The organism is Mesorhizobium sp. M0676, from assembly GCF_040320535.1.
Classification (GTDB): Bacteria; Pseudomonadota; Alphaproteobacteria; order Rhizobiales; family Rhizobiaceae; genus Mesorhizobium.
In genome coordinates this window covers 43,481-67,948 of the sequence record NZ_JAMYPU010000021.1, presented here as the reverse complement: position 1 = coordinate 67,948, position 24,468 = coordinate 43,481, and the positions used below count along the sequence as shown (strand labels likewise).

Annotated in this window: 19 protein-coding genes and 1 pseudogene; 3 read left to right on the top strand and 17 right to left on the bottom strand. The window is 59.8% G+C overall.

Features of this window, described 5'->3' with window-relative positions:
- Positions 1–180: 180 nt before the first annotated feature.
- The 10 genes from NKI35_RS22060 to NKI35_RS22015 form a co-directional block, all read right to left on the bottom strand.
- The gene (locus NKI35_RS22060; RefSeq protein WP_352741492.1) at positions 181–1,419 is read right to left on the bottom strand and encodes a Zn-dependent hydrolase; all 1,239 of its coding nucleotides are present in this window, start codon (positions 1,417–1,419) and stop codon (positions 181–183) included.
- Positions 1,416–2,258 (bottom strand): BtpA/SgcQ family protein, encoded by an 843-nt coding sequence (locus tag NKI35_RS22055; RefSeq protein WP_023707683.1) that lies wholly within the window; start codon positions 2,256–2,258, stop codon positions 1,416–1,418. Before NKI35_RS22055 ends, NKI35_RS22060 begins: the two co-directional genes overlap by 4 nt.
- The gene (locus NKI35_RS22050) at positions 2,255–3,166 is read right to left on the bottom strand and encodes a ribokinase (protein WP_352741509.1); all 912 of its coding nucleotides are present in this window, start codon (positions 3,164–3,166) and stop codon (positions 2,255–2,257) included. Before NKI35_RS22050 ends, NKI35_RS22055 begins: the two co-directional genes overlap by 4 nt.
- 2 nt (positions 3,167–3,168) lie before the next feature.
- Complete coding sequence (locus NKI35_RS22045) at positions 3,169–3,939, bottom strand: glutamine amidotransferase (protein WP_352741491.1); 771 nt, start codon at positions 3,937–3,939, stop codon at positions 3,169–3,171.
- A gap of 32 nt (positions 3,940–3,971) precedes the next feature.
- Positions 3,972–5,060 (bottom strand): phosphotriesterase family protein, encoded by a 1,089-nt coding sequence (locus NKI35_RS22040; RefSeq protein WP_352741490.1) that lies wholly within the window; start codon positions 5,058–5,060, stop codon positions 3,972–3,974.
- 1 nt (position 5,061) lies between these two features.
- Positions 5,062–6,072 carry an ABC transporter permease gene (locus NKI35_RS22035; protein ID WP_352741489.1) on the bottom strand — a complete coding sequence of 337 codons (1,011 nt, stop codon included), beginning with the start codon at positions 6,070–6,072 and terminating at the stop codon, positions 5,062–5,064.
- Positions 6,069–6,869, bottom strand: a complete 801-nt coding sequence (locus tag NKI35_RS22030) for an ATP-binding cassette domain-containing protein (RefSeq protein WP_502897161.1) — start codon at positions 6,867–6,869, stop codon at positions 6,069–6,071. Before NKI35_RS22030 ends, NKI35_RS22035 begins: the two co-directional genes overlap by 4 nt.
- Before the next feature lie 95 nt (positions 6,870–6,964).
- The gene (locus tag NKI35_RS22025) at positions 6,965–7,906 is read right to left on the bottom strand and encodes an ABC transporter substrate-binding protein (RefSeq protein WP_352741487.1); all 942 of its coding nucleotides are present in this window, start codon (positions 7,904–7,906) and stop codon (positions 6,965–6,967) included.
- Positions 7,907–8,047: 141 nt separating this feature from the next.
- A complete protein-coding gene (locus tag NKI35_RS22020; RefSeq protein ID WP_352536704.1) occupies positions 8,048–8,665 on the bottom strand; it encodes a cupin domain-containing protein in 618 nt (205 codons plus the stop codon).
- 940 nt (positions 8,666–9,605) lie between these two features.
- A complete protein-coding gene (locus NKI35_RS22015; protein ID WP_031195849.1) occupies positions 9,606–9,842 on the bottom strand; it encodes a hypothetical protein in 237 nt (78 codons plus the stop codon).
- 137 nt (positions 9,843–9,979) lie between these two features.
- Here NKI35_RS22015 and NKI35_RS22010 point away from each other — a divergent pair, with 137 nt between their 5' ends.
- Both NKI35_RS22010 and NKI35_RS22005 read left to right on the top strand, forming a co-directional pair.
- Positions 9,980–10,528, top strand: coding sequence for a tyrosine-type recombinase/integrase (locus tag NKI35_RS22010; protein WP_502897163.1), 549 nt, complete (start codon positions 9,980–9,982; stop codon positions 10,526–10,528).
- A 359-nt stretch (positions 10,529–10,887) separates the two neighbouring features.
- Positions 10,888–11,478 (top strand): annotated as a pseudogene (locus NKI35_RS22005) (IS256 family transposase); the annotation flags it as partial.
- A gap of 380 nt (positions 11,479–11,858) precedes the next feature.
- Here the strand turns inward: NKI35_RS22005 and NKI35_RS22000 are convergent.
- The 4 genes from NKI35_RS22000 to NKI35_RS21985 all read right to left on the bottom strand — a co-directional run bounded on the left by NKI35_RS22000 (position 11,859) and on the right by NKI35_RS21985 (position 17,562).
- Positions 11,859–13,892 carry a dipeptide ABC transporter ATP-binding protein gene (locus tag NKI35_RS22000; protein ID WP_352741486.1) on the bottom strand — a complete coding sequence of 678 codons (2,034 nt, stop codon included), beginning with the start codon at positions 13,890–13,892 and terminating at the stop codon, positions 11,859–11,861.
- A 16-nt stretch (positions 13,893–13,908) separates the two neighbouring features.
- Positions 13,909–14,886: an ABC transporter permease gene (locus tag NKI35_RS21995; protein WP_352741485.1), complete on the bottom strand. Its 978-nt coding sequence runs from the start codon at positions 14,884–14,886 to the stop codon at positions 13,909–13,911.
- Positions 14,883–15,917, bottom strand: coding sequence for an ABC transporter permease (locus NKI35_RS21990; protein ID WP_352741484.1), 1,035 nt, complete (start codon positions 15,915–15,917; stop codon positions 14,883–14,885). Before NKI35_RS21990 ends, NKI35_RS21995 begins: the two co-directional genes overlap by 4 nt.
- Before the next feature lie 61 nt (positions 15,918–15,978).
- Positions 15,979–17,562 carry an ABC transporter substrate-binding protein gene (locus NKI35_RS21985; protein ID WP_352741483.1) on the bottom strand — a complete coding sequence of 528 codons (1,584 nt, stop codon included), beginning with the start codon at positions 17,560–17,562 and terminating at the stop codon, positions 15,979–15,981.
- Between the two features lie 599 nt (positions 17,563–18,161).
- Between NKI35_RS21985 and NKI35_RS21980 the strand changes: the two genes are divergently transcribed.
- Positions 18,162–18,755 carry a redoxin domain-containing protein gene (locus NKI35_RS21980; protein ID WP_352741482.1) on the top strand — a complete coding sequence of 198 codons (594 nt, stop codon included), beginning with the start codon at positions 18,162–18,164 and terminating at the stop codon, positions 18,753–18,755.
- Positions 18,756–19,461: 706 nt separating this feature from the next.
- On the opposite strand, the gene NKI35_RS21975 is transcribed toward NKI35_RS21980, so the two are convergent.
- From NKI35_RS21975 to NKI35_RS21965, 3 genes are all read right to left on the bottom strand, one after another.
- The gene (locus NKI35_RS21975; protein ID WP_352741481.1) at positions 19,462–20,841 is read right to left on the bottom strand and encodes an FAD-containing oxidoreductase; all 1,380 of its coding nucleotides are present in this window, start codon (positions 20,839–20,841) and stop codon (positions 19,462–19,464) included.
- A gap of 705 nt (positions 20,842–21,546) precedes the next feature.
- On the bottom strand, positions 21,547–23,751 hold the full coding sequence (locus tag NKI35_RS21970) for a xanthine dehydrogenase family protein molybdopterin-binding subunit (protein ID WP_352741480.1): 2,205 nt from the start codon (positions 23,749–23,751) through the stop codon (positions 21,547–21,549).
- A gap of 12 nt (positions 23,752–23,763) precedes the next feature.
- Positions 23,764–24,222, bottom strand: a complete 459-nt coding sequence (locus NKI35_RS21965) for a (2Fe-2S)-binding protein (RefSeq protein WP_352741479.1) — start codon at positions 24,220–24,222, stop codon at positions 23,764–23,766.
- Positions 24,223–24,468 lie beyond the last annotated feature (246 nt).

The window sequence follows — 24,468 nt, the reverse complement described above, 5'->3', positions numbered from 1 at the left end:
GGCTTTTCTGCTGGGTCAGGTGTTGAATGTGGGCCGATCGTACGTCCGCGATCAATCCGCCGCAGCTCGGCGGCCTTGACCACCCGTTGCAGCCCGCCGACGTCACGAAACGACGGACGGGCACCAGGAAGTCCCACGGGTTGCCTCTTCACGCCAGCACGCCTGTGCCACCGTCGCTGCCTAAGAGGCGGCGACGGTGGCCGCTTGAAGCAGAACCCGCGCGCCGGTAACCGCGTGGGCAGGCTCCACATATTCCGCCTCGTTGTGGCTCAGCCCGTCACGGCACGGCACAAAGATCATCACGGCAGGCGCCACCCGGGCGAGGAACAGCGCGTCATGGAATGCACCCGAGATCATCTGTTTGTGCGGCAGCTTTAGGCTATTGGCGGCCTCCTCGACGGTTTTGACCATATCGGGAGAGAATGCCGCCCCCGGCATGTCGAACGACCGACTGATCGTTACCGTGCAATGCTGAGCTTCTGCCTCCGCCGCGCACACCTGGCGCAGTTCTGCTTCGATGGCATCGAGCCGCTCTACCCGCGGATGCCTGATATCGACGGCGAAGACCACAGACTGCGGTATGGCGTTGATCGATCCCGGCTGGGCGGTCACCCGGCCCACCGTCAGCCTTGCCCTGCTGTCGAACGGCATGATCGTCGTCTGGAGCCTGTGAATCGCGGCAACGGCCGCGACCATCGGATCCCTACGGTAGGCGAGGCCGGTTGTACCGGCGTGACCGGCGGCGCCCTCAATGCAGACCTCCAGCCAGCGCGTACCTTGCACGGCTGTGACGATACCGATCGGCAACCGCTCCTTTTCCAGCGATGGTCCCTGTTCGATATGCAGCTCGATGTAGCCGGATATCGGCATGCCGAGGGGGCGAAGGGTTGCCTCTGGCAAGGCGGAGATCGTTGCCCCGAGCTCCTCTGCGAGGGACGCACCGTCGCTGCCGACTATGGACCGCCATGCGGAAATGTCGGCTCCGGTGAAGGCCATGGAGCCCATGACACCCGGCTTAAACCGGCTGCCCTCTTCATTGGCCCAGGCGACCACCTCGATCGGCATCCGAGTCTCGGCCCTCGCGTCCTCCAGCGCTTCGAGCGCCTCGAAGGCGGAAAGCGTGCCGAGCGCTCCATCGAAGCGCCCGCCGGTCGGCTGGCTGTCGAGGTGGCTGCCGATAAGCAGCGGCGGCAGGGTGGCATCCGTGCCCTCGCGGCGGATGAAAAGGTTTGCCATGGCGTCCTGGAAAACCGCGAAGCCGCGCGCGAGCGCCAATTCCGCCAACAGGCGCCGGGCGCCGCGATCCTCGATGCTGAACGCCTGTCGGTTTACGCCACCGGCTGGCGTCGCGCCGATCCGGGCGAAGGCATCGAGCCGGCCCAGCAGCCGCTCGCCGTCGATCTCCGGCACTAAAGTCACCGCTTGAGGCCGCGGATGAAGGCCTTCACCCGTTGCGGATCGACCTGATTCCACCACACTCCATCATGTTTCAGCGAGCTGGCGACAATGACGCCGTCGACGATGTCCAAGATATCGTTGGCGTTGTCGGGTGTCACCCCGCTGCCGACAAGCGTCGGCAGTCCGGCGGCGTCCTTGATCATCCTGATGTAGCTGAGGTCGGCGGCGTGGCCAGTGCGCTGGCCGGTGGCGATCACCGCGTCGGCATCGAAGAACACGAGGTCCTTGACCTGCTCCTCGATCGGCCGGTCGCCGACGATCGCGTGGGCGCCATGCTTGACATGCGCGTCGGCGAAGATGCGGATACCGTTGGCCCGAAGCCTAGCGCGGAAACGCATGGCGCGCGCCGCTTCGCCTTCGATAAAGCCCTCGTTGGCGACATAGGCGTTGGCCCATTGATTGACGCGCACGAAGGAAGCACCGGAGGCACTGGCGATCGAAAGCGCGGGAATGGAGGCATTGGCAAGCACATTGATGCCGATCGGCCGGCCGAGTTCTCTGCGGATCCGGTCTGAGACGACAGACATGTAGGCGGAGGTTTCCGGCCCGATATCATCCGGCTTGGAAAACGGCACGTCACCATGGTTTTCGGCGATCACGCCGTCACACCCTCCCTGCAAATAGGCTTTGGCGTCGTCGAGGCCGCGTTGATAGATGGCCTCGATCGCCTCGCCATGGTAGCGCGGCGCCCCCGGCAGGGGGGCGAGATGAACCACGCCGATCACCACCTTGCTTCTGCCGAAGATCGACTGCAGCGCATCATTCGTCACCTGGCCGACGGGTTTGGGGGATTGTGTCATGCGGTTTCCGCTTCTGTCGTTTCCATGAGCAGTTTCATCTCCCGCCTGCCGGGGCAGGACTCAAGCGTGCCGGCGCGTCCGACCGAGACAGCGGCCGCGCGGACCGCAATCCGCGCTGCCGCGGGGAGCTCCATGCCGGCCGCAAGGCAACCAGCGAGGCAACCGCAAAAGACGTCGCCCGCGCCGCTGGTGTCTAGCACGGCCACCCTGGGCGCCGCGATCCGGTCGATCCGTCCTTCGCCATCGGCGACCAGGCAGCCGAGTGCGCCAAGCGTCACGATGGCAGCGCCGGCGCCCTGACGGATCAAGTCGCGGGCCGCCATGGCAGGGTCGCCAGCCCCGGTCAGTTGCGCCGCTTCGCCCGCGTTGGCGATGACGACGCTGACGTCGCTCAAGCCCGGTGTGTGGTCGGCCGCAAGCGGGCTCGGATTGAAGATCGTCATCGCTCCCGCGCCCCGCGCCACCTTCAGGCAAGTGGCCGTGATATCCGGACCCAGATTGCCCTGAAATACTACGATATCGCCGCGTGCGATCGATCGGGTAAAACCGCTGTCGGCCATAGGATTGTACGCGGCGGCGCAACTGGCTCCGGTGACGATGAGGTTTTCGCCGCGCGCATCGACCATGATCGTCGACCGATCGCTGGGCAGTGCCAGTACCGCCAGATGGCTGGCATCGAGATCGCGGCTCAACTGCTCTGCGATCCAGGCTCCGGCGGGATCGTTGCCGATCGCGGCACGGAAGCGAACATCGGCTCCGGTGCGCGCCGCGGCCAGCGCCTGGTTCGCACCCTTGCCGCCAAGTCCGTCAGCATGTTCCGATGCGTTCAGCGTTTCGCCTGCCGCCGGAAACCGGTCCAACCGAAACGTTGTATCGACGCAAACATTGCCGACGACATGGACGCGCATGGCTAATCCCTGGCCGTTGCCCAGCCTAGCATCTGTTCGAACAACGTCTTGTAGCCATTCCAGGCGATGAAGCCCGGCGGCAGCCAATGCGGCCCTACATCCGAGGTCCAGGCGACAGTGCGGCCCCGACCATATTTGCCGGCCACCAGCAGTGGCAGCGAACGGTAGTCGGAGGACACGGTGGCGAGAACTTCCGAACCGTCCTTGACCGTGACCTCGTTGAAGCCAAGCAGGATCGGCCAATCCTTGCCTAGGCCCTTGAGGATCGGATGGGTCTGCGGGCCGACGACGACCGGCGCATAGCCTTCTGGAACCTCGACACGGTCGTCCACCGGCAGGCAGATGACCGGCAAAACGTCCTCAACCGGCGTCTTGTGATAGCGCGCGCCGCCATTGATGCCCTGAAAGCTGTAATAGCCGCCGAACATCAACAGGCCGCCGCCATTGCCGACATAGTCGCGCAACAGGCGCAGCCGGTTCGGCGTCGGTTTGGAGTGGGTCCAGGTATCGGGGTGAAGCAGCAGCGTGTTGGCCCCAAGATCGGAGAGCACGACCGCGTCATAGGCCGAAAGCGCTTCCATGGTCTGCGGGAAGTTCCGCTGTGCCTCATGCGCCGGCATGAAGGTGACGTCGAACAGGCTGTCCTTCAGCGCGGCCAGCAACTCATCGGCACCGGTGTGATAGGTCACGGTGGGAAACTGATCGAAGCCTTTGATGTGGGTCGCGGTCGAGACCCAGGACTCGCCTGCGAGAAGAACCTTCTTCCTGGACATGTAGTCTCCCTATCTTGTTTTGGAGCCGCGGCTCAGAGGCCCTCGGCGAACACAGTCTTTGGATTGTCGATGAGCATCGTGTCGATTGCCGACTGCTCGACACCATGGCGTTTCAGTCTCGGCACGAAATGCTTGAGGATGAAGCCGTAGCCGAAACCGCCGAAGCGGGTCAGCATGATCTTGAGAAAGACGTCCTGCGACAGCAGAATCCTGTCGAGCAGTCCCATATCGATCAGCGAGCGGATCGCCCGCGCATTCTGCTCGTCGGACGGCGACTGCGCATCCTGGTCGGCATAGTAGAAATCCATGCCGATCATGTCGTATTCCAGGAAGGCGCCACGCGCGGCGAGGCTTTGCTGGTAGGCAAGATCGTTGTGGCTGGGGTTCATGTGGCAAAGCACCGTATGCCGGAGATCCGCGCCTTCTGCCTCGACCACGTCAAGCACATCATGCGCCAGCCGCTCCCAGCCGGGCAGATGAATCGTCAGCGGCACGCCGGTCATCTTGGCCGCACGGGCGGAGGCCCGCAGCGACTTGCGCTCCTCGTCGGTAAAATCCTTGCTGACGCCAACCTCACCGATAATGCCGGCAATGATTTCGGGCTGCGCCGACCCGCCGCCGACATCATTGACGAGGAATTCGGTGACGTCGTCAACGTCCATCGCTTTCAGCCAGACGGGATGGGTGTGCTGCAGGTAGAAGCCCGTCCCCATGACGATCCGCAATCCCGAGGCACGGGCGATGCGCGCCAGCTTCACCGGATCGCGGCCAATGCCGATGTTGGTCGCATCCACCATGGTATGGCCGCCGAGCGCCCGGTATTTCGCCAACTCCGAAAGCGCCAGGTCGCTGTCGTCGAGCGAGACGTTGTCGCGGTTCATGTAGGGGTTCATCCGCAACTCGCCGATGATCTCCATGCTGACCGGCTGCTCGGCGATCTTCTTCTCGTCGGGATGGCAAGGGCATTTCCACGACGTCGCGCCATCGAGCAGTATGTGTTCATGCATCAGCGTCACGCCCATATCGGCAATCGCAACCGGGCCGGTAACGGTCATCACCGTGCCGGAGCGAACACCGATCGGTGCCCGTTCCCTTGGCTTGTCGTCGAACAGATGATCCATGTCAGCGGCTCCGCGTTGCGCCCTTGAACAGCCGGAAATTCAGCCAGATGGCAACGAGGATGATTGTGCCGGTAACGATCGGCGTCAGGAAGGGCGACATATGCGCAAGGATCAAGCCGTTGCCGATGACCGCGACGGTCAACGCGCCGAGCACAGTGCCGATGATCGTACCGCGCCCGCCGAACAGACTGGTGCCGCCAAGCACCACGGCGGCGATGACATCGAGCTCGAAACCCTGGCCGGCATTCGACGAGCCGGAACCGAGCCGGGCGGCGAGGATGATGCCGGCCACCGCCGCCGCCATGCCCGACAGGATGTAGACGAAGAGCGTCATGCAGCGCGTATCGACACCGGCTCGGCGCACGGCCTCTGTATTGGCGCCGATGCCGGTGACATAGCGGCCGAACGGCGTCTGGTTGAAGGCGAGATAGGCAATGATCAGCACGACAAGGGCGAGCAGCGCCGGTACCGGCACGCCGAGAAACCAGGCCCTGCCGATGTTGACGAAGAAGCTGGTCGGTTCGACCGGGATCGAATAGCCGCCGGTGATCAGCAACGCCACGCCGCGGATGACGGAGAGCCCGGCAAGGGTGACGATGAAGGGCGGTATCCGCTCGTAGGCGATGAAGAAGCCGTGCAAGGCGCCGATCGCAGCACCAAGCGCCAGCATGGCGATGACGACCAGCGGCCATGGCAGGTCGGCCTGCAGGAAAACCGCCGACAGCGTTGCCGTCAGCGCCAGCACGGAGCCGACCGAGAGGTCGATGCCGCCGGTGGTGATGACGAAGGTCATCGCGGCCGCAACGATCAGCAGCGGCGCCGACTGGCGCGCGATGTTGAGCAGATTGGGCGTCGTCAGGAAGGAACCGGTGATCAGCGAGAAGACCACGCAGACGACGATGAAGAACAGCGCAATCGAGACGACGCTGCCATTGGCTAACGCCACATCCTTCCACGTGCTGTTGTGAGCGCGTTTGGGCGAGGCGCCAACACCGGCGGAGGTAACGTTCATGGTTGGACCCCCTCATCGCGGCTTGCGCGGGCCGAGCGCGCGTTGAATTTGCGGCCGACGATCAGGTTGACGACCTCCTCGATGCTGGTCTCGCCGATCTTGCGCTCGGCGACTTTGCGGCCTTCGTACATGACCTGGATACGATCGCAGACCAGGAACAGATCCTGCAGGCGATGGGTGATGAGGATGACGCTGACGCCCCGGGCGCTGACGGCGCGGATGAGTTCCAGAACCGCCTCGACTTCCGCTACCGCAAGGGCGGCCGTCGGCTCGTCCATGATCAGCACCGACGGATCGAAGGAAGCCGCGCGGCCGATGGCGATCGACTGGCGCTGCCCACCGGAGAGGTTTTCGACCTTGAGCCTGGTGTCGGTGATGACGATGCCGAGCCGGTCGAGCATCTGGCGCGTCTCGCCATGCATGCGCTTGTTGTCGAGAAAGGGGACGCCGAGAACGCGGCGACGCGGCTCGCGGCCGAGGAAGAGATTGCCCGCCACATCCACCGTGTCGCAGAGCGAAAGGTCCTGGTAGACCATCTCCACCCGCGCGGCGCGGGCATCGGCCGGCGACGAGAAAGACGCCGCCTTGCCATCGATCTCGATGGTGCCGGCATCAGGAATGACCGCACCGGACAGCACCTTGCTCAAGGTGGATTTGCCGGCGCCATTGTCGCCGACCAGACCGAGCACTTCGCCAGGCTTCAGGTTCAGCGAGACATCGTCCAGCGTCTGGATAGGGCCGTACCGTTTGGAAATACCGGTCATCCTGACGCGGTAGGTCTCGCCATCGCTCATCATGGTTCCAATTCTCTGGGCGCGACATGTTCAATTGGTCGCCGGGCTGCGCAGGCAACCCTCGGGTCGATGCGCAGCCCTGCGGTCCGGGGAGGATACTACTTGAACATGTCCTTGAACTGGCCGACATTTTCCTTGGTCACGATGGTGATCGGAACGTTGATGATCGGGTCGATCTTCTCGCCCTGCTTGAGCTTGACGAAGGCTTCGATGGCAGCCTTGCCTTCACCGGCCGGATCCTGCTGGACGACAGCGACCACCCAGCCCTCTTCGAGACCCTGCACCGCCGACTTGGTCAGGTCCCAGCCGAACACCTTGACGTCGCCCGTACGGGCCTGGCTGGAGACGGCGGAAACCGCGCCGAGCAGAGCCGGCTCGCCGGTCGCGTAAAGCGTCGTCATGTCAGGATTGGCGGTCATCAGGTTTTCGGAGGCGGACAGGGCGACGTCCTGGACGTTCTGGCCGTCGACCGTGTCGAGGAAGGTGACCTTCTGGCCGCTGTCGGTGACAGCCTTCTTGAAGCCGTCGAGGCGCTGGTTCTGGATAAACGAATTGAGCGCGCCGACGACGCCGATCTTGGCGGTGCCGCTCAGCTTGGTCTTGACATATTCGGCGTAGAACTTGCCGATATCCTCGCCTGCCTTGGTGTTGTCAACGCCGACGAAGGCGACGTTGTCGCCATTTGGGATCTGCGCGTCAATGGCGATGACCGGAATGCCGGCGGCTTTGGCCGCGGTGATGGCCGGCTTCACGCCGTTGACATCGATGGCGACGAGAATGATGCCGTCGACCTTCTGGGTGATATAGTTCTCGATGGCGTCGTTCTGCGCGCTCGGTACATTGTTGGCGTTGAAGATGACGAGGTCGACGCCGGCAGCCTTTGCGGCAGCCGTTGCGCCGTCATTGATCTGGTTGAAGAACAGGGCCTGCTGGTTGATGGTCACCAGCGCATAGGTCTCGGCCATGGCGGAAGCAGAGCCGAGGGCGAGGGTCATGGCGATGGCTGCGGCGCAGCCTGAAAGGATCTTGGTAAGACGCATTCCGGTTCCCCTTGGTTTTCTCGAAAAGGCCCTTGATCGGGCTCACCTGGCGCCTGCGCGCAGAGCATATTTCAAGATGCTTGATTTCTTGTCAAGTGACTTGAATTGGCATCAACGAAGAGAAATGAGGGGCTCGCCCGATCAGAATGTCGCGGGCGTGTTGACCCAGAAAATGCTGGCGCGTTCGTCGCCGACATTGCGGTACCAGTGCGGCAGTTCGGAATTGAAGACGAAGGAATCGCCGGCCGACAGGCGAAACGTCTTTTCGCCGACCATCAATTCGATCGCACCTGCCAGGAGGTAGCCGACTTCCTCGCCAGCATGCTGGATCGGGCCGGCGCTCTCACCTCCCGCCTCGATGTGATGGATATTGCACTGCAGGAGGTGGCCGGGCGAATATGGAATGACGCGCTCGAGCGAAATGCCTTCGCCGCGCCGAAGCGGATCGAGCGCGATCAACGGCCGCGATCCAGCCCGAAAGACGATGCCTTCCTCACCATCGGATTCCTCGAACATCCAGCCAATGTTCGTGCCAAGCACCTCGACAAGCCGGTGCAGCATGGGAAGCGAGGGCGAGACCTTGCCGTTCTCGACCTTGGAAAGCAGGCTTTCAGAGCAGTTCGCGGCGGCAGCTAGCGCCTTCAAGGTCAGCCCACGCGTCTGCCGGGAGAGTTTCAACCGTATGCCGAGCCGCAGAAGGCTGGTGGCGGTCGAGCGCTCGTCGCCGCCCTTGCTGTTTTGGGTGTCCATCTTGTTCATTTGGGGACGCGAACATCTCCGCTGGTTGGGCTGACTCGTAAAACTGATCCCAGGCGTTGTCCATCCTGTGAAAAACGGACGATCCATCCAATCGACTCGGCTGGGCTTTTCAAAACCATCATCCCCGACCAAACGCTACGACGCCTTCGGCGCATTTGCGAGTAACTGCCCGATGCATGCCGCAGAGGTACCGTCATCGACCACTGATACCACAGCAAGATGCCTAACTCCTCGGGAGGGCCGCGTTAGCTGAGCGTGAGCAACTCGCCTCGCGCAACTCCCACAAGCGTGTGGCTGGCGCGCGGCCACCCGGGGAGCCTGTTTGGGATTCACCTGAACTACATTCCCGGCAGCTTCCGCCCAGGGACCGGTCCGGGATCGCCGCCGATTCTGCCGAGGAGCAGGCGTTCCTGGATAACGGCGTCGCTTTCTCGACCGAGGAAGGCGTCTATGGGACGCTGCAGGCGACTAAGCCGCAGACGCTCGCCTTCGCGCTCAGCGACAGCCCGCCGGGCTGGCGGCATAAGACCGCCGCTTGCCAGCTGACCGATCGGCGTCATACGCGATCGCGTATACATCAATTTTATACGCAACCCCGTATGTTACGACTAATACGCGATCGCGTATATTGCAGACGTGGAGACCCATCATGACAGACCAGATCGCTCGCAACGAAAAACAACTCGGGGCCATCCTGCGCCGCGCCCGCAAGAACGCCGGGGCTCACGCAAGGCTCGCTCAGCAACCAGATCCACCTGCGCCCTGGCGCTATCGGACGAAGGAGCGTTTGGTCAGCCTGCCTACTCCCAATCAGCCGGGATTTAAGGACGCAGACCAGGCAGCGGTCGAAGGCCGAAAAGTCCCCAAGGCAACCGTCGTCCAAATGCCTGGTGCCGCCCTGCCAGGCACATTTGGAGCGGCCTTTCAACGGTTGAAGATCTCAGTCAAGTGGTTGGCGCTTGACGAAGCCAGCAAGCGCAAGAACACGCGGCTGATTGAAGAATTTCTGGAACTGCGGGTGGTCCCAGATCACCCACTGATTTGGCGCGACGTACCGGTTAAGAACCTTAGACGTATCCATATTGAAGAGCTTCTTGGCCGCTTCATCGCCACACCCCATAAGGCCAAGCACCTGCTGGTGGGCATACGCAAGCTGGTCTATGTAGCACTGCGACAAGATTGGATCAAATCGATCCCACAGCAGCGGTCGAGTGGCGCCCGGCCTATGTCGGTTGGAAAGCCTGGTCGCGCGAAGCGATGGCGCAATTTGAAAACCGTTGGCACTTGGGCACCGCAGCACGCACTTGCTATGGTTTGGCGCTTTGGCTCGGCAGCCGCCGCGGCGACGTCGCGGGCCTGCGCTGGGACCAGAGGGTCACCAGCCGTGTCTTCATCGATGGCGTCGAGCGTCACTTTGACGGGTTTGATATCGTCCAGGCCAAGAACAAGGGACGAACAGGCGGCAAACGGCTTTTCGTGCCGATCACGCCGATGCTGTCCGAGATCCTGGATGCGGCTGACAGGCGCGGCGAGACCGTCTTGGTCAACGCCTATGGGGAGCCCTTCTCCGCCAAGTCCTTGACTGGAATGATGGCGCATTGGTGCAAGCTTGCCGGTCTTCCGAAGGGCCTTACCCTGCATGGTTTGAGGAAATCGCTCGGTGTTTATCTGGCGGAGGCCGAGGCCTCCACCAGGCAGATGATGGACGTCCTCGGTCACGACGATATCGATCATGCGGAGCTCTATTCGCGCGAGCATAGCAGGTACGGCTGGCGGTCCAGGGGATCGAGTCGTGCGGCTGGTCACGCGCAAGCCGATGCTTGGCGAACCTGTTGGCGAACCTCGTGGCGAATCACCCTATAACACATTGATAAATAACGATAATGGTGGGCCCGGAGGATGTTTGGAAAAGAAGTTAAATCAAGCAGTTAGGAACTACTGGGACAGCAAAGCATTCAAATCTGCTCCAATGTTTTTCGATGTTCTTGTCCCACCTACACCGCTGCATTTCGCCCGATGAACGCCTCACTCACCCTATCTCGCGAAGAAGGATCGTGAAGGTGTTCAGTCTCTCATTGGAAAGTCGCGGTAGCACCATTAACGACGTTCTTCGACGAGCAAGGAGCGGTAGTGTGCTGAGAGTTCTGCAAATTCGCTGAGAGGGGGCGGTCATGGCAGGCTGGTGATGTTCAACGTCACCGATTCCCTAAAGGAACGCCACCATGACCAAGACAGAAGGTAAATCGACCAGCGCTGCCGTCAAAGACATTTTGCTTTCGAACCCGGATGGATTGCACGAAGTGCTCCGTGCGGTGATGCAGGAGGTGCTTGAGGCCGAGATGGACGAGGCGCTGGGTGCCTCGAAGAGCGAGCGCACGCCCGAACGGCTTGGCTATCGCTCGGGCTATTACGGCCGTACCCTTGTGACGCGGGTCGGCAAGCTCGAGCTGCGGGTTCCGCAGGACCGGGCCGGGCGCTTCTCCACCGAGCTGTTCGAGCGCTACCAGCGTTCCGAGCGGGCCTTGGTGGCGACACCGGCGGAGATGTATGTGCAGGGCGTGTCGACCCGCAAGGTGAAGGCGATCACGGAAGAACTGTGCGGCCATGCCTTCTCGGCCTCGTCGATCTCGGCCATCAACAAGCGGCTGGACGAGAGCCTCGCTGCCTTTGCCAGGCGCCCCCTTCAAGAGCCGTTTCCTTACCTCATCCTCGATGCGCGCTACGAGAAGGTGCGGTGAGCCGGTGTTGTCATGAGCCAGGCGGTGCTGATCGCGGTCGGTATCGACTGGGACGGAAGGCGCCAGATCCTGGCCGCCCCATTTTGCAGAACTTGACGCACACAACCAGGACCTGAAAGGCACGCTTGCCGCGGCCGTGCCTGGAAAAGCGCCGTTGGACCAACAACAAGCGCAAACGGGTTTCAGCGGCGGACCCCAACCCGTCTGGCCGGCGACCGCGGCTGCTGTTGGCCTGATCCTCAATCTGGGCCTTGACGCCGTCCTGGCCCATAGGCTGGTCAAGCGCTTCCGCGCACATCCATCGGGCTGACCGCGACCGAGTGCGGGCGGCCTTCAACCCCACGCGAGCGATTGTCGGCCGTTAAGTTCGACTTCCGGATCATGATGGCCGACGCCGACGAGTGCCTTCCGTCGATCTCAGCGGCGGTCTCGCCTCCCCCTCGAGCGCGGTTGGCCTAGATTTTTGGATAGTGGCAGGCCACTTGCCTGTTGCCGGTTATGGCCCGCAGCAGCGGTCGCTCAGCGCGGCAGCGATCTTGAACGATCGAGCAGTGCGAGGAGAACTTGCAGCCTTTCGGCGTATGATGCGAACTTGGCATGTCAGTCATTAGGATGGTCCGCGGCCGCAGCTTGGCGCGCGTTTGCTGTACGGATGAAACCAGCGCTCTAGCATAGGGATGTGCTGGTCTCTCGAATACATCGTCGGTGTTCCCGATCTCGACCAGAGAGCCGAGATACATAATCGCCATTCGATCCGCAATCTGGCGGATCACGGCAAGGTCATGGGCTATGAAGATAAGTGACAGATGCAGTTGGTCGCGTAGGTCTAGGAACAGATTGACCATTTGCGCCTGCAACGAGACGTCCAGTGCGGAGACCGGCTCGTCGGCGATGATGAGCGCCGGCTCCACTGCGAGTGCCCGGGCAATGCCGATGCGCTGTCTCTGCCCGCCAGAAAATTCGTGCGGATAGCGTTCGAGCGCTTCGAAAGGCAGGCCGACCAGTTGCATCAGCTCCTTAAGCCTTGCACCGAGGTCAGCCGGCCTGCGCAGCTTATGGAAAAGGATCGGTTCGGCAATAATATCGCCGATCCGCCGCCTAGGGTTTAGTGAAGAGGAGGGATCCTGAAAGGTCATCTGCACCCGGCGCCGGAACAAAGCCAGCCGTCGCTCCGGCGCATGGCTGATATCTACACCCTCGAACTCCAGAGCACCGCCACTGATTTCGTAAAGCCGTGCAATACAGCGGCCAAGCGTCGTCTTTCCGCATCCCGACTCACCTACTAGCCCAACTGCCTCCCCCTCAGCCACTTCGAACGTCACGCCGTCCACAGCGAGCACCATCCCACCTTTCGACCCGGGCAGCGCACGAGGTATACGGTAGATCTTAGTAAGGGCTTTCACCGCGATTATAGGCTTTGAAGCGGAACGCGTGGGGTCAATCCTGGGAGCAGGCGCCTCAGCCCCCAATACGCGGTCTCGGTGAGCCGGGCGATCGACCGGTTCCAGATGGCAAAGCGAGAAATGATCGTTTTCGACGGTACACTGCGGCGCGGTATCACAGATCCCCATTCGAAACTGGCAGCGGGGTGCGAAGCTGCAGCCATTGCCAATCTCATCAGAGCTCGGCGGCGCGCCGGGTATGCTAGCAAGCCTGGACTGTCGTTTCCCGCTCAAGGGAGGAATGGAAGCTAACATGCCCCAAGTATAGGGATGATTGGGACGACTGAAGATCGGTCCCGTTGGCGCGTGCTCGACGATTCGTCCTGCATACATCACTGCGACCTTGTCAGCTATATCGGCTGCCACACTCATGCTGTGGCTGACGAGGATGATCGAGGATCCAAGATGCGTCCTGAGCCGATCAAGCAGGCTCAACACTTGCACTTGCGCTGTCCTATCAAGAGCAGAGGTAGGCTCGTCGGCGATTAACAGCACCGGATTGGAGGAGATCGACATAGCGATTATGGCCCGCTGCCGCATACCGCCGGAGAGCTCGTGCGGATAGCGGCCGGCGATTTCAGATGGGTTGGCGAACCCGACTTCACCGAGCAACTCAACTGCCCGCCGGCGTGCCGACGATAGAGGAATTTTTTCATGCGCTCGGATCTGCTCGGCGATCTGCCAGCCCACCGTATAAACGGGCGTCATCGCTGTCATTGGGTCCTGAGGGATCAGTGCGATTCCGGGGCCCCGCAAACGGCGCAATTTGCGATCGGACAGTTTAAGAATATCCTGGTCCTGGAATTCGACCGTGCCAGTGACCGCGCCGTTACTACGGTCGACGAGCCCGAGAAGGCTCAGCACAGTAGCAGTTTTGCCCGATCCGCTTTCACCGACAATGGCCAGAATCTCCTTGCGGCTAAGTTGAAAGGATACATCGCGCACAGCCCTGACCAGGCCACTGTCAGTCTCAAAGGAGACACTGAGCCCACTGACATTCAGCAGAGACCGTTCCCTCGGGGTTGCGGACGCGCCGTCGGGGTTCATGGTGCGCGCACCTGAGTCATCGCGTGCGCACCCTTGGGTCCATGAGGACATAGGCGACATCCACAGCGGCGTTGACGATTACAACCCAAAAGGACGAATACATTACGATACCCAAGACAACGGGCAGATCTAGGATCTGCATCGAACGGTAAGTTAACCGCCCGACCCCGTTCAACCCGAATACTACTTCCGTGAGAAGTGCCGAGCCCCCCACCAGCACGCCGAAATCGAGACCGAACATAGTGACGAACGAGATGAGCGAGGATCGAAACGCGTGCTTCAGCATAATCCGCGATCGGCTTAGGCCCTTGGCTCGCGCAGTGCGGATGAAATCTTCTCCGTAGGCTTCGACAATGTTTGTCCGCAGGACCCGCCCATAGAGACCGATGTAGAGGATTGCCAGCGAAAGCCATGGAATTATAAGCACTCGGAACCATCCCCAGGGGTCCCGAGTAAAGGGGATATAACCGAGGGGAGGCACCCAGCTGAAAAGCCAGGTATCGTGGAACCGGCTTTGCGAGAGTAGGTTCATCACTTCGCCGACCCAGAACACCGGCATCGAGACGCCGACAAGCGCAACCGCCATCAAGGCTTTGTCCAACAAGCTCCCGGGCCTGACGGCAGCTGTTACGCCCAGGACTACCGAGCCAGCCACCCAGAGCAGGGCGGCCCCGATTACCAGCGACAACGTTACCGGGGCAGCGGCTACAATTTCCGGCACCACAAGTTGGCCGCGCGTCGTGAACGAGGACAGATCGCGCGTGATGAACAGCCGATTCATCATTGCGACGTACTGGGCAGGCAAGGGCCGGTCGAGGCCAAAATCGCGGCGCACCGCAGCAACTGTCTCGGGCGCCGCGTTGCGGCCTGCTATACGCGCCGCGGGGTCAGCGCCAGGCGTTACGAAAAAGATTAAAAACACCAGCACGCTAATGCCAAACATGACAAAGAGCATCTGCAGAAGGCGAAACCCGATGAAGACCTTTAGGCTCATCCGTTTCTCGACTTGGTGCGAGGATCGAGCACCTCGCGCAGCCCTTCGCCAAAAAGGTTAAGCGCGACAACGGTGACGACAATAGCGAGACCGGGGGCGAGCGATACAGCCGGGCGAGTGTAAAGCAATGCCTGTCCATCCTGTATGATAGTGCCCCAACTAGCGCCCGGCGGCTGTACCCCGATCGACAAAAAAGATAGGGCAGACTCGGTGACGATGTTTAGCGCCATCAGCAAAGGCATGAAGACCAGGAGGGTCGGCAAAACGTTGGGCAGGATGTCATGCAGTATGATGCGCCAGCGCGGCAGGCCGAGTCCAATCGAGGCAAGCACAAACTCGCTCCGGCGTAAGCTCAGCACTTGTCCGCGGATTGGCCTGGCGACGTAAGGCACGTAGATTATTCCAAGAATGAAAATCGGCATCAAAAGGCTTCCCGATCCGATGACAAAGGGACCCATGACAATTGTCTGCGAAATAAGGACGATCGAGAGCGAGATGGCGAGAAGATAGGCTGGGAAGGCCCACAAAATGTCGAGCATGCGCGACAGCACCATATCAACCACCCCGCCCCAATAGCCTGAGACAAACCCGACAAGCCCGGCGAGCGTTAGGCAAAGAAAGGTGGCCGCCGCTGCAATTAAAAGAGAACTGCGGCCGCCGTAGAACATTCGCGCGGCGACGTCCCGGCCTTGATTGTCAGCGCCGAGGAAATAGCTCGGTTGCCAAGTCGGGCCGATCGGCGTCACACCAAGCCTGAGACCGGTGGTCGACGGCTGCATCACTGGCACTAGCCTACCGTCGACCACGATCTTGGCGTTGAGCCCGGAATGAAACGGATCGTTGTGGGACACAAGGCTGGAGTAGAGCGGAGCGGCCAAGGCCCCGAGCACGATCAGCAGCAGAAACGCGCCGGCGGCCATGGCGATCCGGTCGCGTCCGAGCTTACGCAAGGCCGAGCGCCATCGTCGCTGGCCCCAAGCACCATCGATCGCCGCGCTGCCGAACCCCGGCTCAGCAAATTGCGATGTCACAAAAACACCTTCTAAGTGCACCGGCAGACTTTAGTACGACCATCGTCCCTTCCAACCTAGCTTACCTGACCCAGGCCTGGGAAAAAACAAAAAGGAACTGGTTCGAAAACATGAAGTTACCGAGTCGCTTAGAAACGAAGTCCACGTGTTTGGGCGTGATCAGCGGCAAGATGGGCGACTTCTCCATAGCTTCTCTATCAATGTCCGCCCAAGCTCTCTCTGCGCCCTCAGGATCGGAAACAGCCTGTTTCAATGCAGCCTTCATTTTCGCGTCAAATCCGGGGTCGCAGAATTGCGCCGAATTCTGAGCATTGTCGGAACCTCGCGTAAAGGAGGCACAACTTAAAAGCACGTTTAAGAAGTTGGAAGCGGCAGGGTAATCGGCATACCACTGAGTTATGCTTATTTGGACGTTATTATTCGAGTTCTTGATATAGGTGCCCTGGATTTCTGACGAGATCGCCATGACGGTGGCTTCGTAGCCAAGGTCCGTGAGCACGCTCTGCAGATACGTTCCAATCGCCTTGGACACCGCTTCGTCAGCTGCTATGATTTGAACTCGCTGTCCGGTGGTGCCGGACTCCTTAACCAGGGCCCTGGCTTTGTCCAAGTCTGGCGCCGACCATTTAGCGCCTGGTTCTTTTGTGTAGACGCAGCTGTCGACATGACCAGGGAAATTAGGCGGCAGAATCTGGCAGGAAGGCTGTGCCAGCACCGGGCCCCCATACAGGTTCACTATCTGGTTGCGATCGATTGCATAGTTTAGCGCTTGGCGCACGCGGATATCATCGAAAGGTGCCAGATTGGTGTTCATAGGGGCGTACCAAAAAGCGGCAAGCGGCGTTATATGCACCTGATCGGCGTATTGGGTGCCGATTTCGTTAAGCCTGTCTGCCGGTGCAGCGTCATACATCCAATCCGCCTGCCCGTTCTCAATAGCTGTGATCGCAGCCTCTTCCGTTAGTCCATAATCATAGTGGATTTCATCAGCAAAGCCGTCGGGCTGCGCATCTGCACTCCACTCCTTGAAGTGCGGATTGCGAACCAAGATCATGCTCGTATTCGGGTCATAGCTCTCTATTATGTAAGGACCGGTACCTGGGATCGGTGTAGTGCCCTGGTCTTTCGAGGGAGTCGAGGCCGGCAGGATCGAGGCATGCGGCACAGCTAATTTGTATAAGAATTCGGGGTCAGGCTGGGTGAGATGGAATGTCACCGTACGAAGGCCATCGTTGCCATCCACCCCTCCTTCCAAAGTGCAGCCATCCGGACTCTTGAGGCAGCCGTCAGCACCGACAATGTTGTGATAGAACGTGCCCGCTGTGGGCCCAAGGATTTTGAATATCCGTCGGAACGACGCAGTGACATCATGGACAGTGACCTCGTCGCCGTTCGAAAATTTAATTCCTTTGCGCAAGGTGAAAACGTACGTCTTTCCGCCATCCTGCGGCTCCGGCAGCGCCTCGGCCAGGTCAGGAACGACAGTGAAACCTTCGTCGAGATCGCCCTTTTTGAAGGCGAGAAGACCGTCGTAGGTGTATTGAAACACCTGCCAATTTTTCAGCGAATAATTGACCTGGGGATCACCCGTGCCTTCGGCTGCGACCGCGAGCAGTCGCATCGTTCCGCCGCGATGCTGCGCCATCAAAGTCTCGCCACTGTCCGCCGCCGCCGCGCCCGCGATCCAACTTATCACCGGTACACACATAAGCGAAGCCAGGCGCAATGCGGTCAGTAGGCTTCGTGCACACGAACTCCGAATCGATCGTTCCATAGCCGTTCTTCCTGTAAAACGCTGTGGCCTGCCTGAAGTGATATCACCTTATTAGGCGGCCGTAACGACCAGCCGCGAAACCCCGCTAAAAAGCTCTAAAGGCTATTTGCTTCTTATGGACGGCTCGACCTTGCGGATGTAGCTGCAATGATCAAGGTTACTCCCCCCGCGGGATTGCAATCGGCGAAACGCATGTCTCAGTCGAAGCGGAGGGACGGCGTCGGCCGATCCCTCAGTTGCTACTCCAGCTGAACTGGTTCGGCACTTCTTGGTAACCGCAATAGCGTTCTTCATCGCTGCCGACGATGAACTCGCTGCGATCACCAATTCTCGCGCGGGGTACAGGGAGCAAAATCACAGCATTTGCTATCTATAGTATCACCGGCACCATCGTATCATAGCTTCGAGGCCGTTCCTGCAGTCTCCTTCAACTATCGCGTCCACAAGCAATTTTCTTCCATGAGGTTCAAATGCGGTCCGACATCATTCCGGGGTCGATTTTCCCAAACTATGAGCTATCAGATCACGCCGCGATGCGGCGGATGCTCTCCGACTTACAGGGAAACGACCCGATGATCCTCGTCCTCGGCAGAGGGGGGTATTGCCCCAAGGATCGCCGGCAGGCCGAAGGGCTTGTCCAACTCCATCGCGAGATGGAAGTGGGTTATTGCCAGCTCGTCACTATCACAACGGACTCCATCCTAGAAACGAACGAGTATCGCACGGGAGTGGGCGCTCATTGGCCTTTTCTTTCCGACCCGCGGCGGGTTGTTCAGAAGGACCTCGATATCATCGAATACACTGATCCCGTGCACAACCCGATGATCCCTCACGTTATCGCGCTAGAGCCAGGTCTTATCGTCTACAAAATCTACAATGGATACTGGTATTTTGGCCGACCCACACTGGAAGAACTTCGGCAGGACATGAGAGCGCTGACCAGCAAATGTCGGACGGATTGGGACATCACGACGCCTGAACTCAGGTCCGCCTGGCAATCGGGTCGTAGAAGTCTTTTTTATCCCTACGGCGATAAAACGGGCTCACACGTTACGCGTGCCTGAGAGGATTCGACATACTCTGCGAATATCGCCACTTGAGCGGGGGAAAGCCCTTTCGAGACTCGGGCAGGTTCGGCCTCCAAAGATGACCAGCCTCGCCTTTGCCGGTTAGCTTACGCATGGTTCTGGGATTTTTCCGATGGAGACAGCGTGCGCCTTCCACCCCAAAAATACTGCCACGACAGCTCCTGGATTTTCCTGACGTCGGGAACCTCAACCCACTGCGTGGACATTGGACAGCTTCTGGAAAACTAGGAGCCGGCCCTTGGGCAGCGTTTTGCCAACAGGTGTTGTCATTCGGTTCGATATTCCGGCCCATCTCGCGGGATTTCATCGACCGGCAGCAACTGGAGCAGACTTGCAGATGAACGGCAGACTCTTACACGTCAGCCCCGGCGCTTCGGCTCAACGTCATGGTCCCCCGATGCCATGCGGCATGTCCGTCCGACAGTGGTCGCCGCGGTTGACTCATGCGGGCGGCATCTTTGGGGAGAGGCCGGCTTCGTCAATCAACGTGAGCTTAGCTCGCTTCAGATGCGGAGCCTTGGCTGAAAAGGGCCAGATTCTGTTGAGGGCGCCTAGGACACTTGCGCGCCGAAGAGCGGTAGAGCGCAAACTAGCGCTCTGATCGGCCTACTAAATCACTTGGAGAGTTGCCCGATCGGTTGAGAAGGAAAACTTCCCCGTTCCATGGGCCAATTACGTCCGCCTAGCGCCTCTCCTGCATATCTCTAATCACAGTTGGTATGAGCTCCGAGACGGTTGGATGGATAGGCACGGCCCATTGAAGGTCGCGATATGGTGTGCCAACGCTGATCGCATTGAGGATACCATGGATGGCCTCGTCGCCGCCGGGCCCAAGAATCGCGCCGCCCAGGATCTTGCCAGTCTCTGCATTTGCAACAACCTTCATAAATCCGAGCGTCTCCCCTTTCTCAATTGCGCGGCCCACACGGGTCATAGATCGAGTGCCAACCTTAACGGGCAGACCGCGACTGCGGGCTTCCGTCTCAGTCATTCCCGCGCGTCCAAGTGGAGGGTCGATAAAGAGCGCATACCCCGGCACGCGGTCACTTAACCTGCGGCTTTCTCCGTCAAGCAGATTGGCAGCGAGGATCTCGAAATCATTGTAGGCCGTGTGCGTAAATGCACCGCGACCGTTGCATTCGCCGAGCGCGAACACGCCCTTGACGTTGGTGGAAAGAGAGTCGTCGACGATGATGAAACCACGCGCGTCCGTCGCGATTGCTGCTTGGTTCAACCCTAGATCATCAGTGTTTGGACGGCGTCCAACAGCGAGTAACACGTCGCTACCTACGACCTCGCGAGGTCCAGGCTCGCACTCAATGCCGACGCGAATATCGGCACCGTGTGGCTCAAGACGAATACACTCCGCGTTGAGCCTGATCGTGATACCTTCACGCTCGAGAATGTTGCTGATCGAGGCGGAAACATCTTCGTCCTCGCGCGAAACCAGCCTGGATCCCTTCTCCAACACGGTCACCTCGGTACCAAAACGACGGAACATCTGCGCGAATTCAAGGCCCACATAGCTGCCGCCTATAATGACAAGGTGGCGAGGCGCGCGTTCGAGCTCCACCATTTCGGTGTTGTCCAGGATCTTGACATTATCAATGCCAGGAATGCGCGGTTTTGCTGCTCGGCCCCCGACATTGATGACAATGATCGGCGCCGAGAGCAATTCGCCATCGACATCGACACTATGCGGATCGACGAACCGGCCGTGGCCCTGGATCAGGCTGCAGTTCTCAATCCCGATCAGCCATCTCTCAAGACCCGATCGCGCATCCAGTGTCACTTTCGCAGCGCGCTGGTGGACCCTCTTCATGTCAACTGCAATCTTGCCGCTGATTGAGACGCCGAAGTCGCCGGCACGTCGAGCGAGATTGGCCGCATATGCGCTGGCAGCCATGGCCTTGGTTGGCATACAGCCGGTGTTCACGCAGGTACCGCCAAGAAACTTGCGTTCGATAAGGGCGACCTTCATACCGGCGGCCGTGAACCGCCCCACGACAGACGGACCAGCCTGTCCGGCGCCGATAATGATCGCGTCGAAATTGCGGCTCATAATACATACTCGATCAGACGGGCAACCACGGTGGCGACAATGCCCAATCTTGTGAACGCCCTGACAATTTTCCGGATCACATATAATATAAAATCCTAGCCCCTTCTATTATACCATAGAGTTGTCGCGATTAGGCAAATTCATCCAAGGCACGTCCCACGGGTAACGGCACCACCGCGCAGATGGGATTGCTTCGAGCAACTGCACGATTTGGCAAAGTGTGCTGCTCTTGCCGGATCATTTTGCAGTGCCCATGTGGATCCAAAACCCACTGCTGCACCATCGAAATGAACGGCAGCGCGCTTATCCGCTGCCAGTGACAAGAATGAGAAATGCGAAGGCTCGTCTGCAGATTGGCAGCTCGGCTGCGCCAAAACATCAGCACACATCAAACGCTTCGAAGTGCGAAAGGCCTACATCGTTCGACGCCGCGTTTGGGCCGAGGGCGCGCTTCGAACTCTGCCCAAGACATTGCGCTGCAGCTATGAAGGCGTTGAGCCCTCGGCCCGATCTAGGATATCAGCGCACTGACTAGGCTAGAAAGACTGCAACGGCATGTTGGCCCGGATTAAGTTGCGTCAACTCACAAAAGGCTGGGTGACGAGGCTTGGCTTGCACCTAGGGCTAGGACGGCTCGTCGTTTACTGAGGCAGCATTGCGCTCTTGCTCGGCAAAGGGAACATTGTTTCTCTTTAGGGTCTCCCGCTAACTAGCCCGCCGCAAGATACTCTCGTCCACGGGCATGTGTCTCAAGCGCTTGCCTGTAGCCGCGAAGATCGCATTGCTCACAGCAGGAACGATGCAGGAAGTCCCGGCTTCACCCATCCCGCCCGGAGCTTCAGAACTCTGGACAATGTAGACCTCGACCGCTGGCGTCTCGTTCATCCGCAGGATCTCGTATGTGTCAAAGTTCGTCTGCTCGACTCGGCCGTCCTTCAGCGTGATTTCACCATAAAGCGCGGAGGTGGTTCCGAATATGACTGCACTCTGAATCTGCGCCTGGACAGTGTCCGGATTGACTACAATTCCGCAATCTACTGCGCAGACGACCCGCCGAACGTGAACGGTGCCATCTTCCGCGACTTCGACTTCGGCAACCTGCGCCATGTAGCTCCCGAACGCATTCTGGACGGAAACGCCGCGGCCAATCCCTAGGGGAAGCTTTTGCCCCCAGCCGGCTTTGTCAGCGGCGAGCTGGAGCACCGCCTTTGCGCGAGGCGACTTCCCCAGCAGCGCTAGCCGGTAGTCAACCGGATCCTGCTTAGCGGCTACCGCCAGTTCGTCCATGAAACTTTCGGTCACGAAGACATTGTGGGATGGGCCAACGCTGCGCCAGAATGCCGTCGGAATGCCCGGCGGCTCCACCCTCACGTATTCAACGTTCAGATTCGGAAGGTCGTAGACAAGGTTGATGGCTCCCTCCGTGGTGTCGGAGTCCAGACCGTTGTTGAACCCTGGAGGTAGCCATCTTGCTACTATGGAGGATCCGGCAAAACGATTGTTCCAAGCGAGAGGCATACCGTTCTTATCGAGACCTGCCGAGACCCGGTCGAAAAACATGGGCCGGTACATGTCATGCTGAAGATCCTCTTCACGCGTCCACACGACCTTGACCGGCCCTTTTACATGCTTGGCAATCTCGACCGCACGAATGACGCCGTCCACCTCGAGCCTCCGCCCGAAACCACCGCCGATCAGATGATTGTGCACCACAACCTTGTCAATCGGCAGACCGGCGGCCTCCGCCGCGGCCGCTTGGGCGCGCCCTAATGCCTGACTCCCGACCCAGATCTCACACCCGTCCGCACGTAATTGAACCGTGCAATTCATAGGTTCCATTGCCGCGTGCGCTAAAAATGGAACCCGGTAGATCGCTTCGACCTTGATGGCGGCGTCCGCCATTGCACGCTCGACCTGGCCGATACTCTGCGCAACTACGCCTGGGTTTAGCGTCGCCCCTTCAAGTTCTGCTAGAATGGTGTCCGTATCGAGATTGGCGTGCGGACCATTGTCCCATTCGATCACAAGCGCCTCAAGCCCTTTTTTGGCAGCTCCCATGTGATCCGCCACGACGGCCACGGCGTCCTGAAGTTGTACAATCTGGTGCACACCGTTGACGGCTTTGGCAGCCGCGTCGTCTACACGCCTGACGCGACCGCCAAACACCGGGGACTGCGCAAGCGTTGCGATCTTCACGCCTGGCGGACGTGCGTCAATACCGTAGACCGCCGTCCCATTTACCTTCGCCGGCGTGTCTAGACGCTTCGCCGGGGTGCCGATGAGCTTGAAATCTTCCGGTCGTTTAAGCTGAACGCTTGGGGGGACCGGAATCCGAGCTGCATCAGCAGCAATTTTGCCATACGCGAGACGTTGTCCCGTTATCGCATGAACTACTTCACCTCGTTCAGCTCGACAGGTACCCGGATCGACTTTCCAGCGTTTCGCAGCGGCGGCAACCAGCATGATCCGTGCCGTTGCGCCGGCATGACGAAGCGGTTCCCATGCTCCCCTGATCGCGTTCGAATTGCCGGTCGCCTGGACCCCGAGCAGCGGGTTAGCGTAGAGCTTTTCATTGGGTGGGGCGTGCTCCAATTCGACCTGACTGAGTTCCACCTCCAGCTCTTCGGCAACGAGCATTGGGATGGCCGTGTATGTACCTTGCCCCATTTCAACATAAGGCATCGTCAGGGTAATCTTGCCATCACTCCCGATGCGGACGAATGCGTTTGGCATAAAATCAAGATCAGTGCCCGCTCTGGCTCGGTCGCCCGCGAATGGTAGTATGAGGCTGAGCAGCAAGCCGCCGCTGCTCGCAACACCAGCCTGCAGAAAGGATCGCCGAGAGAGCGCGTTGCCTGCTGGCAATTCATGATGCCCGAAGCGTGAGGACGCCTGCTTATCGACTTCCATGAGTGCATTCCCCTATTTGTTCGCGGCAGCCTGCTTGATGGCCTCGCGAATGCGCGTGTAAGTACCGCATCGGCAAATGTTCCCCGACATCGCGTTGTCGATATCGGCATCCGTGGGATTGGGATTTTTGGCGAGTAGTTCCGCCGCGGACATGATCTGTCCCGACTGGCAGTAGCCGCACTGAACAACCTCGCGATCCAGCCAGGCCTTCTGAATTTTCGCCCCCGCTAACGTCGAACCAATATTCTCGATGGTCACGATCTCCGAAGCGCCGATACTGTCGACGGGTGTGACGCAGGAACGAGTGGCGACGCCATCGATATGCACTGTGCATGCTCCGCAGAGCCCCAATCCACATCCGAATTTCGTGCCTGTCATGCCAAGCAGGTCACGCAGCACCCACAAAAGAGGGGTGTCACTGTCAACATCCACGCTATGGAAATTGCCATTGACTGCGATGGAAAAGGCCATGGTGTGATCTCCCTTTCACTATTGTAGCTGCAAGGCTACCCCCGGCCGGCGACAAGTCCATTGCACGATGGTGTTGCCGATACTTGCGGTCAGTTGGGACAACTTGCTCGAACGCGACTGTCCCGGCACTGGTAGCTAACGATCTTCCCAGGGACGCACGCCTTCAAGGCGATCAACATAAAATAACTGCCGGAGAAACGGATGGGGGGGTTCTGCGGCAAGTTGTGGCCCATATTTCCTGGAATC